The sequence below is a fragment of the Kineococcus sp. AC630 genome (assembly GCF_979255925.1).
Window position 1 is genome coordinate 56,341 of sequence record NZ_CEEDMJ010000020.1, and the last position, 15,391, is coordinate 71,731.

At 71.4% G+C, this 15,391-nt stretch carries 14 protein-coding genes; 2 read left to right on the forward strand and 12 right to left on the reverse strand.

What is annotated here, in order from left to right; all coding sequences use genetic code 11:
* Positions 1-165: 165 nt before the first annotated feature.
* Positions 166-2,667 (reverse strand): ATP-dependent Clp protease ATP-binding subunit, encoded by a 2,502-nt coding sequence (locus AC0I8G_RS19780; RefSeq protein WP_328294524.1) that lies wholly within the window; start codon positions 2,665-2,667, stop codon positions 166-168.
* 300 nt (positions 2,668-2,967) lie between these two features.
* Positions 2,968-4,101: a citrate/2-methylcitrate synthase gene (locus AC0I8G_RS19785; RefSeq protein ID WP_471731465.1), complete on the reverse strand. Its 1,134-nt coding sequence runs from the start codon at positions 4,099-4,101 to the stop codon at positions 2,968-2,970.
* 54 nt (positions 4,102-4,155) lie between these two features.
* Here AC0I8G_RS19785 and AC0I8G_RS19790 point away from each other — a divergent pair, with 54 nt between their 5' ends.
* Together AC0I8G_RS19790 and AC0I8G_RS19795 are read left to right on the forward strand one after the other, a co-directional pair.
* Entirely contained in the window at positions 4,156-5,274 is a 1,119-nt protein-coding gene (locus AC0I8G_RS19790) for a citrate synthase (protein ID WP_471731466.1), read from the forward strand.
* Between the two features lie 33 nt (positions 5,275-5,307).
* Positions 5,308-6,366 (forward strand): LacI family DNA-binding transcriptional regulator, encoded by a 1,059-nt coding sequence (locus AC0I8G_RS19795; protein WP_471731467.1) that lies wholly within the window; start codon positions 5,308-5,310, stop codon positions 6,364-6,366.
* Here the strand turns inward: AC0I8G_RS19795 and AC0I8G_RS19800 are convergent, their stop codons facing one another.
* From AC0I8G_RS19800 to AC0I8G_RS19845, 10 genes are all read right to left on the reverse strand, one after another.
* Positions 6,367-7,194, reverse strand: coding sequence for an ABC transporter permease (locus AC0I8G_RS19800; RefSeq protein ID WP_471731468.1), 828 nt, complete (start codon positions 7,192-7,194; stop codon positions 6,367-6,369).
* Positions 7,191-8,162: an ABC transporter ATP-binding protein gene (locus AC0I8G_RS19805; protein ID WP_471731469.1), complete on the reverse strand. Its 972-nt coding sequence runs from the start codon at positions 8,160-8,162 to the stop codon at positions 7,191-7,193. The genes AC0I8G_RS19800 and AC0I8G_RS19805 overlap by 4 nt, the downstream gene beginning before the upstream one ends.
* A 245-nt stretch (positions 8,163-8,407) precedes the next feature.
* Entirely contained in the window at positions 8,408-8,767 is a 360-nt protein-coding gene (locus tag AC0I8G_RS19810) for a histone-like nucleoid-structuring protein Lsr2 (RefSeq protein ID WP_380258195.1), read from the reverse strand.
* Between the two features lie 119 nt (positions 8,768-8,886).
* Positions 8,887-9,057 carry a hypothetical protein gene (locus AC0I8G_RS19815; RefSeq protein ID WP_471731470.1) on the reverse strand — a complete coding sequence of 57 codons (171 nt, stop codon included), beginning with the start codon at positions 9,055-9,057 and terminating at the stop codon, positions 8,887-8,889.
* Positions 9,058-9,100: 43 nt separating this feature from the next.
* A complete protein-coding gene (gene lysS / locus AC0I8G_RS19820) occupies positions 9,101-10,636 on the reverse strand; it encodes a lysine--tRNA ligase (protein ID WP_380258193.1) in 1,536 nt (511 codons plus the stop codon).
* Positions 10,637-10,655: 19 nt separating this feature from the next.
* Entirely contained in the window at positions 10,656-11,510 is an 855-nt protein-coding gene (gene panC / locus AC0I8G_RS19825; protein WP_328294515.1) for a pantoate--beta-alanine ligase, read from the reverse strand.
* On the reverse strand, positions 11,507-12,382 hold the full coding sequence (locus tag AC0I8G_RS19830; RefSeq protein ID WP_380258189.1) for a Rossmann-like and DUF2520 domain-containing protein: 876 nt from the start codon (positions 12,380-12,382) through the stop codon (positions 11,507-11,509). Before AC0I8G_RS19830 ends, panC begins: the two co-directional genes overlap by 4 nt.
* A gap of 120 nt (positions 12,383-12,502) precedes the next feature.
* Positions 12,503-13,792 carry an NAD(P)H-dependent oxidoreductase gene (locus AC0I8G_RS19835; RefSeq protein ID WP_471731471.1) on the reverse strand — a complete coding sequence of 430 codons (1,290 nt, stop codon included), beginning with the start codon at positions 13,790-13,792 and terminating at the stop codon, positions 12,503-12,505.
* Positions 13,789-14,334, reverse strand: coding sequence for a dTDP-4-dehydrorhamnose 3,5-epimerase family protein (locus AC0I8G_RS19840; protein WP_328294512.1), 546 nt, complete (start codon positions 14,332-14,334; stop codon positions 13,789-13,791). The genes AC0I8G_RS19835 and AC0I8G_RS19840 overlap by 4 nt, the downstream gene beginning before the upstream one ends.
* Positions 14,331-15,380: an NAD-dependent epimerase/dehydratase family protein gene (locus tag AC0I8G_RS19845; RefSeq protein WP_471731472.1), complete on the reverse strand. Its 1,050-nt coding sequence runs from the start codon at positions 15,378-15,380 to the stop codon at positions 14,331-14,333. Before AC0I8G_RS19845 ends, AC0I8G_RS19840 begins: the two co-directional genes overlap by 4 nt.
* Positions 15,381-15,391 lie beyond the last annotated feature (11 nt).

Consider the following 15,391-nt stretch of genomic DNA (forward strand, 5'->3'; position numbering starts at 1 on the left):
CGCACGAGCCGGTGGGATCGTTGCCTCCCCGGTCCCACTCGCCGAGAGCGTTGGCCCAACGGTGACGTCGAGTGTCCTCGTGGAGTCAACGATCCCCCTCGGGCCGCCGCGGACGCAGAACGGCCCGGCACCCCAGAGGGGTGCCGGGCCGTCGTGCTGGTGAGGTCAGTCCTCGATCGTGTCACCGACAGGGACGGTCACGGGCAGGTCTTCCTTCGAGGTGCCCTCGAAGGTGAACTTCTGCTCGGTCCCTTCGCCTTCGGTGTCCACTGAGATGATCTGGCCGGCGCGGAGTTCGCCGAAGAGGATCTTCTCGGACAGGACGTCCTCGATGTCGCGCTGGATGGTGCGGCGCAACGGACGAGCACCCAGGACCGGGTCGTAGCCCTTAGTCGCCAGCAGGACCTTCGCCGACGGCGTGAGCTCGATGCCCATGTCCTTGTCCTTCAACCGGTCGTCCACCCGCTTGATGAACAGGTCGACGATCTGGACGATCTCCTCCTGCGTCAGCTGCGGGAACACGACGATGTCGTCGACGCGGTTGAGGAACTCGGGCCGGAAGTGCTGCTTGAGCTCGTCGTTGACCTTCGACTTCATCCGGTCGTAGTTCGTCTGCGAGGTCTGCGATCCCGCGGCGAACCCGGTGCCGACGCCCTTGGAGATGTCCCGCGTCCCCAGGTTCGTCGTCATGATGATCACGGTGTTCTTGAAGTCGACCATCCGGCCCTGGGAGTCGGTCAGGCGACCGTCCTCCAGGATCTGCAGCAACGAGTTGAAGATGTCCGGGTGCGCCTTCTCGACCTCGTCGAAGAGGACCACCGAGAACGGCTTGCGCCGCACCTTCTCCGTCAGCTGACCGCCCTCCTCGTAGCCGACGTAGCCGGGGGGCGAACCGAAGAGGCGCGAGACGGTGTGCTTCTCGGAGAACTCCGACATGTCCAGCTGGATGAGGGCGTCCTCCTCACCGAAGAGGAACTCCGCCAACGCCTTTGCCAGCTCCGTCTTACCCACACCGGTCGGGCCGGCGAAGATGAACGAACCACCGGGACGCTTGGGGTCCTTCAACCCCGCACGGGTGCGCCGGATCGCCTGGGACAGCGCCCTGATGGCGTCGTTCTGGCCGATGACGCGCTTGTGGAGCTCGTCCTCCATGTGGAGGAGACGCGTGGACTCCTCCTCGGTCAACCGGACGACCGGGATGCCCGTGGCGGTGGCGAGGACCTCGGCGATCAGTTCCTCGTCGACCTCGGCGATGACGTCCATGTCGCCGGACTTCCACTGCTTCTCGCGCTCGCCCTTCTGCGCCAGCAGCTTCTTCTCGCCGTCGCGCAACGACGCGGCCTTCTCGAAGTCCTGCGCGTCGATCGCGCTCTCCTTCTCGCGGCGGACGTCGGCGATGCGCTCGTCGAACTCGCGCAGGTCCGGCGGTGCGGTCATGCGACGGATCCGCAACCGGGCGCCGGCTTCGTCGATCAGGTCGATCGCCTTGTCGGGCAGGTAGCGGTCGTTGACGTAGCGGTCGGCCAGCGTCGCGGCCGCGACCAGCGCAGCGTCCGTGATCGAGACGCGGTGGTGCGCTTCGTAGCGGTCGCGCAGACCCTTGAGGATCTCGATGGCGTGGGCCAGCGTCGGCTCCGGGACCTGGATCGGCTGGAAGCGACGCTCCAGCGCGGGGTCCTTCTCGATGTGCTTGCGGAACTCGTCGAGGGTCGTCGCCCCGATGGTCTGCAGCTCACCGCGCGCGAGCATGGGCTTGAGGATCGAGGCCGCGTCGATCGCGCCCTCGGCGGCACCGGCCCCGACGAGGGTGTGGATCTCGTCGATGAACAGGATGATGTCGCCGCGGGTGCGGATCTCCTTGAGGACCTTGCGCAGGCGCTCCTCGAAGTCACCGCGGTAGCGCGAACCGGCCACGAGCGCGCCGAGGTCGAGGGTGTAGATCTGCTTGTCCTTCAGCGTCTCCGGCACCTCGCCGCGCACGACGGACTGCGCGAGCCCCTCGACGACGGCGGTCTTCCCGACCCCCGGTTCACCGATGAGGATCGGGTTGTTCTTGGTGCGTCGGGACAGGACCTGCATGACGCGCTCGATCTGCGGGTCGCGACCGATGACCGGGTCGAGCTTGCCCTCGCGGGCGGCCTGGGTCAGGTTGCGGCCGAACTGGTCGAGGACGAGCGACCCGGACGGGGTGCCCTCCTGCGGACCGCCGGCGGTCGCGGGCTCCTTGCCCTGGTAGCCCGAGAGCAGCTGGATGACCTGCTGCCGCACGCGGTTCAGGTCGGCACCGAGCTTGACGAGCACCTGGGCGGCGACGCCCTCGCCCTCGCGGATGAGCCCGAGCAGGATGTGCTCGGTGCCGATGTAGTTGTGGCCCAGCTGCAGCGCTTCGCGCAGCGACAGCTCGAGGACCTTCTTGGCGCGGGGGGTGAAGGGGATGTGACCGGACGGGGCCTGCTGGCCCTGGCCGATGATCTCCTGGACCTGCTCGCGGACCGCGTCCAGGGAGATGCCCAGCGACTCGAGAGCCTTGGCCGCGACGCCTTCGCCCTCGTGGATCAGGCCGAGCAGGATGTGCTCGGTCCCGATGTAGTTGTGGTTGAGCATCCGGGCCTCTTCTTGGGCCAGGACGACGACCCGTCGGGCGCGGTCGGTGAACCTCTCGAACATGCGGCGCTCCTCGCGGGTGGTCGAGTCCGCGGGAGCAAGTCCCCCACGAACCATTCCGATGCTAGACCCGAGCTCCGACACGTTCACTCCCGTCCGCGTCCTGCGGAGGTTCGTGAGGCGTTCGTGACCCGGTTGTCCTGTCCAACTTGCGCCCCGCACAGGGTGTTCCGCCACCTCGTTCGCCGTTGGCGCAATGCCCGCGAACCCCTCAGGAACGCCGTCGAGCGGCCGGGAGTCGCTGTCCGGGGCGGCCGTCGTGGACCCCGCCCCCGCGGCCGGCGGGTGGAGCCGACCTTCCCGTCAGGGCAGGGGCGAGGGCGCCGGCGGCCCGTCGTAGCGCGCGGCGGGCCGGATGATGCGGGGGTCCTGCGCCTGCTCGAGGACGTTGGCGCACCAGCCGATCACCCGGCTGGTCGCGAAGGTCGGGGTGAAGAGCGACGGGACGAGCCCCGCCTGGGCCATCACGACCCCGGCGTAGTACTCGACGTTGGCGTGCAGCGACCGGCCGGGCTTGAGCTCGGCGAGCACCGCCACGACCCGGTCCTCCACCGCCGCGGCGAGCTCGGCGAGGTCCCCGCCGAGCTCGAGAGCGGTCTCGCGGAGCAGGACGGCGCGGGGGTCGCGGGTCCGGTAGACGGCGTGGCCGAACCCCATGACCCGGCCGCCGGCGGCGAGCTGGTCGCGCACCCACGGCTCGGCGCGCTCCGGCGTGCCGATCTCCTCCAGCGCCGCGAGGGCCCGGTCCGGGGCACCCCCGTGCAACGGCCCGGAGAACGCTCCGAGCGCGGCCACGACGGCGGCGGCGACGTCTGCCCCGGTGGAGGCGACCACGCGGGCGGTGAAGGTCGAGGCGTTGAAGCCGTGGTCGACGGTGCTCACCAGGTAGCGACGGATCGCCCGGACGTGCTCGGGTGCGGGCTCGCGACCGGTCAGCATCCACAGCCAGTTCGCCGCCGCGTCGAGGTCCTCACGGGGGGCCACGGGCTCCGCCCCGGAGCGGAGGCGGTGCAGGGCGGCCAGGACGGTCGGGGTCAGCGCGCAGACCCGCAGCGCGTCGGCGGCCCGGGCGGCGGGGTCCAGGTCGTAGACGGGCCGGAACCCCTCGGCGGCGCCGAGCAGGGACAGCGCCGTGCGCAGCCCGCTCAGCAGCGGACCCCCGGCGGCCGCGACGACCGGCAGCGCGTCCACCAGCACCGCGGGCAGGTGCCGCTGGGCGGCGACCTCGGCCAGGAAGCCCTGCGCCTCCAGCGGCGTGGGCAGCGCGCCGCGGTGCAGCAGGAACCACACGTCCTCGACGCTGCGGTGGCGGGCCAGGTCGATGGCCGAGTACTGCCGGTAGTGGAAGAACCCCTCGTCGCCGCGCACGTCACCGAGCGCGGTCGTCGTGACCACCACACCGCGCAACCCTGCGGGGACCTCGCTCGTCAGCGTCATGCCCGTCACCGTCCGCGCCTTGACGTGGCGGCGTCAACGTTGATCCGATCAACCGTGGGTGAACTGCTGACGACCGCCGAGGCGGCGCACCGCCTCGGGGTGAAGGTCGCCACGCTCTACGCCTACGTGAGCCGCGGGCAGCTGCTCTCCCACGCCGCCACCGACGGCCGGGGCAGCCGGTTCGACGCGGCCGAGGTCGACGCGCTGGCCGGGCGCGGACGCAGCGGCCGCCGCCCCGTGGGGGCCGTGGAGACGGTCCGCAGCGCGCTGACCTCGATCGACGGCGACCGGTTGCGCTACCGCGGCCACGACGCGGTCGAGCTCTCCCGCCGGCACTCCTTCGAGGCCGTCGCGCGGCTGCTGTGGTCCGGCACCGCGACGCCGGGTCCCTTCGCGGGGGACGCGGAGCTCAGCCGGCAGGCGCGTGTCGTGCTCGACGCCCTGCCGGCGGGGTGCCGGCTGCCGGACCGGCTCCGCGTCGCGGTGAGCGTCGTGGGCGCGCTCGGGGGTGCGCCCGGTGGTGCGCTGAGCTCCCCGGAGGTCGTCCTCGGCTCGGTCCTGGGGGCCTTGGCCCCGGGGCCGTCCGTGGGTGAGGGGCTCGCGGCGGCGGCGGGCGCCCCCGGGGTGCGCCTGGACGCGCCGCTGGTCCTGCTGGCCGACCACGGCCTCGCGGTCTCGACGGTCGCGGCCCGGGTGGCGGCGAGCGCCCGGGCACCCCTGACGTCGGTGCTGTCGGCGGCTCTCGGTGCGGCGGACGGGCCGCTGCACGCGGGGGCCGCCTCGGGGGCCCACCGCTTCCTCGCCGACGCCGTGGGCGGGTCCCTCGTCGTGGAGCCCGGGGTGCGCCCTCCCGGGTTCGGGCACGTGGTGCACGCGACGTCGGACCCGAGGGCCGAGGAGTTGCTGGCGACGGTGCTGACGGCGTGGCCGACCTCCCCCGTCGCGGAGGTCCTGCCCGCGGTGCTGGAGCGGGTGGTCCGCGTCCACGGTGCGGGCGCCTTCCCCAACGTGGACCTGGGTCTCGCGGCCTTCACCCACGCCCACGGGTTGGCGGGCGAGGTGGGCGAGCTCCTCTTCGAGGTGGCGCGCTGTGCGGGGTGGATGGCGCACGCCCTCGAGGAGTACGCCGCCCCAGCTCTCCGTTTCCGTGTACGAGGCTTACACGGAGAGTGATCTTTCTAGAAGCTTTGAGCTAGGGTTCGTGCCATGTCGGGCGTGAGCATCAAGGACGTCGCCGCCCGGGCCGGGGTGTCCATCGGCACCGTCAGCAACGTGCTCAACCGGCCCTCGTCCGTGTCGGAGCCGAACCGGATCAAGGTCCTCGAGGCGATCCGCACCCTCGGCTACGTCCGCAACGAGTCCGCCCGCCAGCTCCGCGTCGGCCGCAGCCGGTTCATCGCGCTGGTCGTCCTCGACCTCGCCAACCCCTTCTTCTCCGAACTCGCCCGCGGAGCCGAGGAGACGGCCGAGGCGGGCGGGCGCACCCTGCTGCTCTGCAGCAGCGCCCAGGACGTCGAGCGCGAACGCCGCCACCTCGAGATGCTCCGCCAGCAGCGGGTGGCCGGGATCGCGCTCTCCCCCGTCGACACCTCCGAGGGACGCCTCGCCGAACTCCGCACGCTCGACGTCCCGCTCGTCCTCGTCGACCGCGACGATCCCGACGGGACGACCCGCTCGGTGTCGGTCGACGACGTCGAGGGCGGCCTTCTCGCGACCGCGCACCTGCTCGGGTCCGGTCACCGCCGGATCGCGGTCGTCGGCGGACCACGCGGTTTCACCCAGGTCGACCAGCGCTTCGAGGGCGCCCGACGGGCGGTGGCCGCGGCCGGCCTGCCCCCGGAGACCCTCGTCGAGATCGTCGTGGACCGCCTGGACATCGACAACGGTCGACGGCAGGGGATCCGGTTGGCCGACTGGTCACCCCCGGACCGCCCCACCGCGGTGTTCTGCCTGAACGACCTCGTCGCCATCGGCGTCCTGCAGGAGGTCGTGCAGCGGGGTCTCAAGGTGCCCGACGACCTCGCGATCGTGGGCTACGACGACATCGACTTCGCCGCCGCCGCAACGGTTCCCCTGAGCTCCGTCCGCACACCGAAGGACGTCCTGGGCCGCTCGGCGATCCGGATGCTGTTGAACGGGACCCTGGACGCGGAGGACGGCGCGGAGAACCGCGGAGAGGACGACGGGGACCTGCCGGTCGTGCACCACGACCGGCAGGTCGTCTACCTGCCCGAACTCGTCGTCCGGGCCTCCTCCGGGAACTGATCAGACGTCGCGGGTCTTCACCGAGAGCGCGCCGATCCCGAGCAGGACGGCGACCCAGACGGCGAACACCGCGAGACCGGCGCCGGGCGGGAGGAAACCCGGGGCGTCGGAGACGGCGACGAGGTTGTTCGTCGTGTTGGTGAAGAAGTACTCGTTGACGGTGTCGCCACCCCAGCTGTCCGGGACGAGCTGGAGCAACGGCGGGACGACGAAGATCGCAGCCACCACCGTGCAGATCGCGCCGGCGGAGTTCCGCATCAGCGCGCCCAGCCCGAGGCCGGCCAGGGCGACACCGACCAGGAGGGCGACGGTTCCGAGCAGCGCCCGCAGCACTCCCGCGTCGCCGATGGAGATCCCGAAGTCCCGGGTGTTCAGGATCGCCTGACCCAGGAAGAACGCCACGAACACCGCGACGCCCAGGACCACCGCGACGGTGACCGCGAGCACCAGGGCCTTGGCGAAGAAGACCCCGAGCCGGCCGGGAGCCGTGACGAAGGACGTGCGGATCATCCCGGTCGAGAACTCCCCTGCGATCACGATGACCCCGACCGACGCGACGACGAGGGTGGCGATCTGCGCACCCGTCGTGCTGGCGGCCAGTGCGTCGAGGCCCGGAGGGCCCTGCGTCGGGTCGGCCGAGCTCATGATCGAGCGCGCCGCGAACGAGAACGCGACGCCGATGCCGATCGTGGCGAGGAACGACGCGACCATCGTCATGACGACGGAACGGACGCTCCAGAACTTGATCCACTCCGAACGCACCAGCCCGGGGAAGGTCACCCGGTGCTCGACGGGGCGGAACTGCTGGACCTCGACGGTCGCGCTCACCGCGACACCTCCTGTCGGCTCTGGGCGGGTTCGGGAACGGCGGCGGTGTCCCCGGGACCGGCGGGTCCGTGCGCCTGGTACTCCACGGCGCCCGCGGTGAGTTCCATGAACGCCTCCTCGAGGGAGGCCTTGACGGTGGTGAGTTCGTGCAGGGCGACCCCGCGGGCGGCCGCGGCGTCGCCGACGGCCTGCGCGGACATCCCCCGCACGTCCCAGCTGCCGTCCTCCCGGGCCGTGAGCGTCCCGCCACCGGAGGTGACCAGGTCGCGCAGCTGCTCGGCCTGCGGGGACCGGACGGTCACACCGCGTGGCTGGACCCGGGCGATGAAGTCGCGCACCGTCTCGTTGGCGATGAGCCGGCCCTTGCCGATGACGACGAGGTGCTCGGCGGTCAGCGCCATCTCGCTCATGAGGTGCGAGGACACGAAGACGGCCCGGCCCTGACGGGCGAGCTCCTTCATGAGGTTGCGGATCCAGAGGATGCCGTCGGGGTCGAGGCCGTTGACCGGCTCGTCGAACATGACGGTGCTCGGGTCACCCAGCAGCGCGGAGGCGATCCCGAGGCGCTGCCCCATCCCGAGGGAGAACCCACCGGCGCGCTTGCGGGCGACCTCGCGCAGACCGACGAGGTCGATGACCTCGTCGACGCGGGAGGTACCGATGCCCGCGGTCGCGGCCATGGCCTGCAGGTGCCGGTACGCGGAGCGGCCGGTGTGCACGGCCTTGGCGTCCAGCAGGGCCCCGACCGAGGACAGCGGCGCGCTGTGCGCGCTGAAGGGCTTGCCGTCGACGAGCACCTGACCGGCGGTCGGGCGGTCCAGGCCGACGATCATGCGCATCGTCGTGGACTTGCCGGAGCCGTTCGGCCCGAGGAACCCGGTGACGATGCCTGGGCGCACGGTGAAGCTGAGGTCGTGCACCGCGACCTTCTTGCCGTAGACCTTGCGCAGGCCGACCGCCTCGATCATGGGATGACCCTTCTGGGGGTGGACGTGCTGACGTCCCTCATCCTCACGGGCCGTGACCGGCCCCGGCATCCACCGATGGGTGCGGGACCCGTCCTGCCGAAGGTGCGGGCGCGGCCCCTGGCCCCGACCGCAGGGTGGCCCGGCGGTGCGCCGGACGACGGGAGGCCCCCGATCCCGTGCGCGGCACGAGGGCGGGAGCCTTCCGTTCGAACGGGTGGGGCGCCGCGCGTCAGCGGCGCTCCCTGCTAGTGGGCGTCGTCGTAGGCCTGGAGGATCTCGGCGGAGATGCGGCCGCGGTCGGAGACCGTGTAGCCGTTCTCACGGGCCCAGGTGCGGACCTCGCCGGTGTCGCGGTCGGGACCGCTGCCGGCGGGCTTCGCGGCGGCGGCGGGACGCGGCGTGCTCGAACGGCGACCGCCGGCGGCGCGACCGCTGACTCGGCGGGCGTGCCCGACCCAGGGGGCGAAGGCCTCGCGCAGCGCCGAGGCGTGCTCGTCGGAGAGGTCGATCTCGTAGTTGACCCCGTCGAGGGAGAAGGTCAACGTCTCCGAGGCGTCACCGTCGTCGATGTCGTCGACGAGGAGGACCTGCACCTTCTGCGCCATGAGTGGGCAACCTTTCACGAAGAATCAGCGCCCGAACGCGAAAGTGCGCGGGACCTGCGTCACTCTGACGCATTCCGACGCACCGGGTCAAATCAACTCGCGAGAAAGGGAAAAGACGTTCAGGAAGGCCGGTCGGCGCCGTTCGCGCTTTCCGCCTTCGCGCGGCCCTCGGCCCGGACCTTCGCCTCGGCCGCCCGTTCACGCCGGTCGGCGTGCAGGATCGACCGCATCAGCAGCGCGAACAGGGCGCAGAGCCCGACGGACGGCAGCAGGGCGGCGAGGTAGTCCACGACCGCAAGCTTACGTCCGCCGGGCCACTCCGGCGTCCTGCGTTCAGCGGGGCTTGACCAGCGGGAACGTGATGGTTTCGCGGATCCCGAGGCCGGTGAAGGCCATCAGGAGGCGGTCGATGCCCATGCCCATGCCGCCCGTCGGCGGCATCCCGTGCTCCTGGGCCTGCAGGAAGTCCTCGTCGATGCGCATGGCCTCGTCGTCGCCGAGGTCGGCGAGGCGGGCCTGTTCCACGAACCGTTCCCGCTGCACGACGGGGTCGACGAGCTCGGAATACCCGGTGGCGAGCTCGAATCCGCGGACGTAGAGGTCCCACTTCTCCACGACACCTGGGAGCTCCCGGTGCGCACGCACCAACGGCGACGTTTCGACGGGGAAGTCGCGGACGAACGTCGGGGAATGCAGGGAATCAGCGATCCGGTGTTCCCAGAGTTCCTCGACGAGCTTTCCGTGGGTCCAGCGCACCGCGTCGACGCTGATTCCCAGGCGTTCCGCCACGGCGAGGAGGTGTTCCCGGGAGGTTTCCGGGGTGATCTCCTCCCCCAGGGACTCCGAGAGCGAGGGGTACATGGAGATGGCGGCCCACTCCCCGCCGAGGTCGTAGGCCGAACCGTCGGCGAGGGTGACCTGCTGGGTCCCGAACGCCTCGGTGGCGGCGTTCTGGATGAGGTCCTGCGTGAGCCGGCCGATCGAGTCGTAGTCGCCCCAGGCCTGGTAGGTCTCGAGCATCGCGAACTCGGGCGAGTGGGTGGAGTCGGCGCCCTCGTTGCGGAAGTTCCGGTTGATCTCGAAGACGCGTTCGATGCCGCCGACGACGCAGCGCTTGAGGAACAGCTCCGGCGCGATGCGCAGGTAGAGGTCGGTGTCGAACGCGTTCGAGTGCGTCACGAACGGGCGCGCACTGGCCCCGCCGTGCAGGGTCTGCAGCATCGGCGTCTCGACCTCGAGGAACCCGCGGTCCTCCAGCGTCCGGCGCACCGCACGGACGACGTTCGAGCGCGCCCGGACGTTCGTGCGGGCCGCCTCGCGGACGATGAGGTCGACGTAGCGCTGCCGGACGCGGGTCTCCTCGGACAGTTCCTTGTGCAGGACGGGCAAGGGACGCAACGACTTCGAGGCCATCAGCCAGGAATCGGCGAGCACCGAGAGTTCCCCCCGCTTGGAGGAGATGACGTTGCCGTGCACGAAGACGATGTCGCCGAGGTCGACGTCGGACTTCCACGCCGCGAGCGCGTCCTCGCCGACGCCGTCGCGCGAGACCATGGCCTGCAGCCGGGTGCCGTCCCCCTCCTGCAGGGTCGCGAACACCAGTTTCCCGGTGCCGCGCAGGAACACCACGCGCCCGGTGATCCCGACCTGGTCGGTCGTCTCCTCGCCCGCCTCGAGGTGGGCGTACTGCTCGCGCAGCTGGGCGAGGGAACCGGTGCGGGGCACCGAGACGGGGTACGCCTCACCTCCCGCGGCGAGGATGCGGTCGCGCTTCTCCCGCCGGACCCGCACCTGTTCGGGGGCGTCGTCGAAGTCCTCGTCGGGACCCTGCGCCGCGTCGGTCTGGTCCGGGGCCTGCGTGTCGCTCACGCCTCCAGGTTAGTCGGGATCAGTTGTCGGGTCGGCCCACGACGAGGGGGACGTTGTCGATCAGGCGCGTCGAACCCACCCGGGCCGCCACGGCGAGCAGCGCGTCCCCGCGGTAGTGCTCGCGCACGTCGGCGAGGTCGAGCGGGTCGACGAGGGCGAGGTAGTCGACACGGGCGGCGGGTTCGGCGACGAGGACGTCGCGCGCGGCCCGGCGGACGGCACTGGGCCCCTCGCTCGCGGCGGCCGCCCCGGCCGTGAGCGCCTTCTGCAACACCAGCGCGACCTCGCGGTCGAAGGGGGTCAGGTAGCGGTTGCGGCTCGACATGGCCAGACCGTCCCCCTCGCGCACGGTGGGGACGGCGACGACGTCCACCCCGAGGTCGAGGTCGCGCACCATCCGGCGCACGAGCAGCAACTGCTGGGCGTCCTTCTGACCGAAGAACGCGAGGTCGGCGCGGGTGAGGTGGAACATCTTCGCGACGACGGTCAGGACGCCGTCGAAGTGGCCGGGACGACTCGCTCCCTCGAGGACCGTGCCGAGCGGTCCGGCGGCGACCCGGACGCCGGGGTCACCGTCGGGGTAGACGACGTCGGGGCCGGGGGCGAACACGACGTCCGCACCGGCCGCCTCGGCCAGGCGCAGGTCGTCGTCGAGGGTGCGCGGGTAGCGGGCCAGGTCCTCCCCCGCCCCGAACTGCAGGGGGTTGAGGAAGATCGTGACGAGGACGGACGGGGCGCGGCGGCGAGCTTCGGCGATGAGCTCCGCGTGCCCGGCGTGCAGCGCGCCCATCGTCATGACGACGGCGACGGGCCCGTCGAGGGCCGAGCGGGCCGCGGCGAGTTCGGCACGGGTCCGGGTGACGGTGAGGCTCACGGTTCTCCAGTTCGGTGCAGTTGCGTGCGCACGGCGTCGGCGAGCGCGGCGGTCAGCCTGCCCGACGCCTGCGCCCGGTCGGTCGCGACCCCCGCCAGCTGGACGTAGGTGGCCGCGGTCCGCGGGTCGTGGTCGGTGAGGACCCGCAGGTGGGTCGCGACGGTCCCCGCGTCGCCCCGGGCGACCGGGCCGGTGAGGGCCTCGTCGCCGTGGGCGAGCACGTTCTCGAGGGCGGCCTGCAGCAAGGGGCGCAGGACCCGTTCGGCGTTGTCGCCCACCGCGGCGCGGGCCGCGTCCAGGGCCTGCGCGACGAGGGTGACCAGGTGGTTCGACCCGTGGGCCAGGGCGGCGTGGTAGAGCGCGCGTTCCGCGTCGGCGACCGCGACGGGGGACGCGCCCCACTCGCGGACGATGGCGTCGGCGACGGGCGCGAGGACGGCGGAGCTGGTGACCGCCACGGCCGCCCCGAGGAGGCGTTGCAGGTCCAGCGAGGTCCCGGTGAAGGTCATGGCGGGGTGCAGCGCGAGCGGGAGCGCCCCGTTCGCGGCGGCGGGGTCGAGGACCCCGGTGCCGTGCAGACCGCTGGTGTGCACGACGAGCTGACCGGCCCGGACGTTGCGGGCGAGCCGGGTGACGAGCGGTCCGAGGACGTCGTCGGGCACGGCGAACAGGACGAGGTCGGCCGCGAACGCGTCGGCCGGTTCGATCCAGGGGACGTCGGGCAGCAGGGCCTCGACGCGTTCGGCGTTCGCCCGGGTCCGCGCGGAGATGCCGGTGATCCGGTGTCCCGCGGCCCGCAACGCGGCCCCCAGGACGGGCCCGACCCGGCCTGCGCCGACCACGGCGACGTCGAGCCTGCCTGCGGAGTTCACGTCCGGAACCCTAACCCTCCGGCCCCGGACGCACGACGGCCCCGGGTTCGGGTCGTGGACGCACCGCACCCGTAGGTTCGGCACGATGCGTCCACGACCCGAACCCGGGGCCGACGGGGGTCAGTTCCCGAGGAGGGCGGCCTGTTCCGCGCGGAGGGCGTCGATGAGACGGCCTTCCGGCAGGATCACGTCGTCGTAGGTCAGGACCTGGTCCTTCTTCACGTCGTTCTTGAGGACGCAGCCCTCGGCGACACCCATCGGCAGCAGGTTCTGCGCCCTGGTGGCCGCGTAGGTCTCGGCCACCCCGTAGGTGTCGTACCCGCCGAGGCGGTCGATCTCCCGGCCCGCGGCGAGGTCGGTCTTGGCCGTGGTGACGACCTCGACCTTCACCTCGTCACCGGGGACGATCGTGGCGTCGGCGAACAGCACCGCGCGGGCCACCGTGAGGGGGACCTCGAAGTGGCACAGGTGGTACGGCGTGTAGAACGAGTACAGCGGCCCGGTGCCGAGCTTGTACAGGTTCAGGTAGTGCTGCTGCTTCGGGTCGTCGTGGGTGCCGAGGACGTAGACGCCGGGGCCCGGCTTGGACCCCACGACGTAGTCGACGACGCCGCCGAGTTCCTTCAGCTGGTCGACGTCGTACATGGTCGTCAGCTCGTCGACGTGACCGCGGTGGTCGGCCCCGCGCATGCCGCGCTTCTCGATCGAGAACCCCGCCGCGTTGGCGACCAGCGCCTGCTCGAACGACACCTTCGTGCCGTCGGCGAAGCTCGTCACCATGTAGGGGTCCTGACCCCACTGCTTGGCGAACCCCTCCTGGGTGGTGGGGTTGCGGTACTCGTCCTGCAGGCCCTTGATGTTCCCCGACACCAGCGGCGTGACGCCGATGGAGCGCACGAAGCGGATGAGGTTCATCTGGACGCCGGGCTGGTCGCCGTCGCAGCCGGTGTAGATGACCCCGGCCTTCTCGGCTCGGGTGCGCAGCGCGAGGCCGGCGGTCCCGTCGACCTCGGCGTTGAGCAGGACGATGTGCTTGCCCGCCTCGATCGCGCGGACGACGACGTGCGCGCCGTACTCGGTGTTCCCGGTCGCCTCGACGACGGCCTCGACCTGCCCGGCGTCGACGACGGCCTCGTAGGAGGAGGAGACGACGGCCTGACCCCGGGAGATGGCCCGGTCCACGGCGGCGGCGTCGTCGGCCTCGACCACGCCGGTGACCCCGGCCTGCTCGTAGGCGTCACGGGCCTTCGACACGGTCCGGTTGGCGATCGCGACGAGTTCCATGCCGGGCACGGAGTTCACGACCTGGTTGACGAAGCCCCGGCCCATGAACCCGGCACCGACGAGCGCGACCCGGATGGGGCGCCCCTCGGCCTGGCGCTGCTGGAGCGCCTTGTCGACGATGATCAAGAGAGCACCGCCCCGTCCGCGAGCAGCGTCCAGGACGCGTCCTTGTCGCTGATGACGGCCACGTCGCGCACCCAGGGCAGGGCGAGCTCGGGGTCGTCGAAGCGCAGGCCGCGTTCGGTGCCCGGGGTGTAGCTCTGGCTCACCTGGTAGGTGACCTCGGCGCCGTCGGTCAGCGTGAGGTACCCGTGGGCGAAGTACTCCGGGACGTAGAGCGCACGACGGTTCGCGGCGGAGAGCTCCACCGCGACGTGCTGGAACCGCGTCGGGGAGTCCGGGCGCAGGTCGACGATGATGTCCTGGATGGCGCCGGCGGTGCAGCGCACCAGCTTCGCCTCCGGGGCCGGGTCGACCTGGGTGTGCATCCCGCGCAGCGTCCCGGCCTTGTGGTTGAAGGACAGGTTGCACTGCTCGACGGCCGGGTTCAGGCCGGCTTCGAGGAACTCGTCGCGGCAGAAGGACCGGGCGAAGAACCCGCGGTCGTCCGCGCGCTCCTCGAGGTCGATGATCGCGACGCCCTCGATGTGCGTGGTCTGGATCTTCACTTGGCGATCCCCGAGACCGGCTGCGTGCGCCAGAAGAGTTCCTTGTCCAGCTGCTCGGTGCGGATGAGGTGCTCGAGCTGCTTGAGGCGGGTGTGCCCCTTGCCGGTGAAGGTCGCCTCGTCGAGGTCGATCGCCTTGAAGACGTCGATGAGCTGCTGGGCGCCCTTGTCGGCGTTCCAGTCGCAGGAGAAGCCCTCGAGGGTCGAGTGGATCTTGTCGAAGTTCACCTTGTAGCTGCGGTTGTCGCCGTTGTTGCTGGCGCCGAAGGTGATCTCGGCCTCGGGCAGCGCGCGGCCGACGGCCTCGGCGATCTCGCGGACGCGGTAGACCTGCTCGGAGTCGCCCACGTTGAAGATCTGGTTGTGGATCGCCTCGCGCGGGGCGTCGAGCACCGCGCGGATCGACTTGGCGATGTCGAGGCCGTGGACCAGCGGGCGCCAGGGCGAACCGTCGGAGGTCATGGCGATCTTGCCGGTGGTGTAGGCGAGGCCGGCGAGGTTGTTCAGCACGATGTCGAAGCGCTGACGGGGCGAGGCGCCGTAGGCGGTCGCGTTGCGCATGAACACCGGCGAGAAGTCGTCGTCGGCCAGCGGCGCGACGTCGCGTTCGACGAGGGCCTTGCACTCGGCGTAGGCCGTCTGCGGGTTGACCGCGGAGGTCTCGTCGACGGTGTCCTCGGCCACGCCGTAGACGGAGCAGCTCGACATGTAGACGAAGCGCTGCACCCCCGCCTGCTTGGCGATCTCGGCGAGGCGGACCGAGCCCCTGTGGTTCACCACGTAGGTGACGTCGGGGATCAGCTCACCGAGGGGGTCGTTGGACAGCTCCGCCATGTGCACGACGGCGTCGGCGCCCGCGAGGTCCTCGACGGTGACGTGGCGGATGTCCTTGGCCAGGGTCTCGACCGAGGCGGTGACGCCGTTGTAGAGCCAGCCCTGCTTGTAGTAGCCGGTGTCGATGCCGAGCACCGAGTGGCCGGACTCGAGCAGGGTGGGGGCGAGCAGGGCGCCGAGGTAACCCTCGGTCCCGGTGACGACGATCTTCACAGCAGTTCTCC